The 1,770-nt window shown below is 59.3% G+C and carries 1 protein-coding gene and 2 pseudogenes; 1 reads left to right on the forward strand and 2 read right to left on the reverse strand.

Features of this window, described 5'->3' with window-relative positions; all coding sequences use genetic code 11:
* Window positions 1-232 (forward strand): annotated as a pseudogene (locus AC0L30_RS38520) (IS110 family transposase); the annotation flags it as partial.
* A gap of 241 nt (window positions 233-473) precedes the next feature.
* On the opposite strand, the pseudogene AC0L30_RS38525 reads toward AC0L30_RS38520, so the two are convergent.
* Window positions 474-731, reverse strand: a pseudogene (locus tag AC0L30_RS38525) (transposase); the annotation flags it as partial.
* 666 nt (window positions 732-1,397) lie between these two features.
* Entirely contained in the window at window positions 1,398-1,628 is a 231-nt protein-coding gene (locus AC0L30_RS38530; protein ID WP_473406456.1) for an SDR family oxidoreductase, read from the reverse strand.
* Window positions 1,629-1,770: the final 142 nt, after the last annotated feature.

The following is a 1,770-nucleotide window of genomic DNA, read 5'->3' on the forward strand; positions in this document are numbered from 1 at the left end:
TAAGCAAGCGCGGCAATCGATATCTGCGCCGGATGATCATCCATGGCGCCCGTTCCTGCGTGACTCATCTTGATCGCGATACCGCCTTGGCGCGTGGCTTGATGGACTTCAGGCACGCATGCGCACTAACAAGGTCACCGCCGCCTTGGCGGCCAAGATTGCGCGGATCGCATGGGTGGTGATGACCAAGCCCGGCGCAAGCTATGAACGGCGGGATCCGGCCTTTAGCTGATCCCGTTTGTTCCAGACTGCGAGGTTCGTGAAGGTGATGACGAAACAGTCGATGGGCGCGCCGTAAACCCCTGTGCAAAAAAGCGGGCTTCGAGCCCGAACCATTTATCTGGGAAGGGCACGCGCGGATCTCATCATGGCCTGGCCGCAACAGCGGCCCACTTGCAAGAGGCCGGATACATTTGTGCAGACTGCATCGTCCTCATCAAACGACCTTGCACGGGCGGGGCGGGTCATACATCTTTTGAAAAAGGCTCACGCAGCGCCGCCGCATCCAGCATCTGCTCGGCCAATAGCTTCTTCAGCTTGGCGTTCTCGTCCTCAAGCTGCCGTAGCCGCTTGGCCTCCGAGACGTCCATACCGCCGAATTTGGACTTCCAGTTGTAAAGCGTCGCTTCCGAGACGCCGTGCTTGCGTGCCAAATCGGCCGTCTTCGCACCGGCCTCATGCTCGCGCAGCACGCCTATAATCTGCTCTTCCGTAAACCTGGCTCGCTTCATTTGTCCGTCCTTCAGAAGGCCGGACTCTAACTTCAACTGGAGGAAATCGGCCGGGGCAGGTCACCAGACGTTGCCTGATTTACTGGACTATGCGACGGAAGAACAGAAGTATGTTCGGTGCTTTGTGTATCGTTTAATGGACACTGTGCGGAGAGATCTTCGTCCTAAGTTCTTCCAGAGAGTTCGCATTCACTAAATTGCAGCCGCGAACTCCACTCTTAAAACCCCGCGCCTTCGCTCCGGCATTCACGAACCCGCGCAGTCGGGACTTAGTTCGCGCGCCCCACGCGCAGAGCCGACGTGCATGCAAATGTATCGGCTTGCCGCGGAACGCTCAGTTCTCAGGAGGCTGCAGGGGACTGTCGGCCCATTTGCGAGCCGCGGGATCGCGCAGCGGATCCCCTTCCTCATGGCCGGATATACATTTCCCATGCGAATCGTCGTTCCACACGCCTCTCCTCACCGGACGCACATTGCCGATCGAACGGAAGACCGCCTCGAGAGCTAGTCTAACGGTCCGAATAGCTGCTCGGATTCTTGCAGCACTGCTGGTCATAACGCGTTTCCGGCATTGTTTGCATCAAGTCTTACAGCTTCTCGAGGAAGGAGAGATCGGTCGAGAGTTTGAAGCTGCTTTGACCGGATGACACCAGGAGTCGATGTTTTTCAAAAGATGCTTTCCGCTGGCAGACATTTGTGCGGGAGACCTATCGTCAGACCACCATCAACCACGATTTCCGATCCGGTTAGATAGGAGGACTCGTCGCTTAGCAGGAACAACACGGCGTGCGACACTTCTTGGGGGTGGGCGGCCCGCCCGAGTGGAATCGGAAAGCGATAGCCATCCTGATTCCTGCTCGTCGGGCCGGTGACCAAGCCGGGATGAACAGAGTTCACTCGGACACCCGACGCCGCCCCCCCCCCGGCGGGGGGGGGGGGGCGGCCCCCCCCCCCCCCCCCCCAGGGGGCAAAATGAATTTGGCCACCCCAACCCCCCCCCCCCCCCCCCCGAGAGGTGTTGAAGCAAGAGACCCCCCCC

Source organism: Bradyrhizobium sp. MI1.11 (assembly GCF_055811255.1).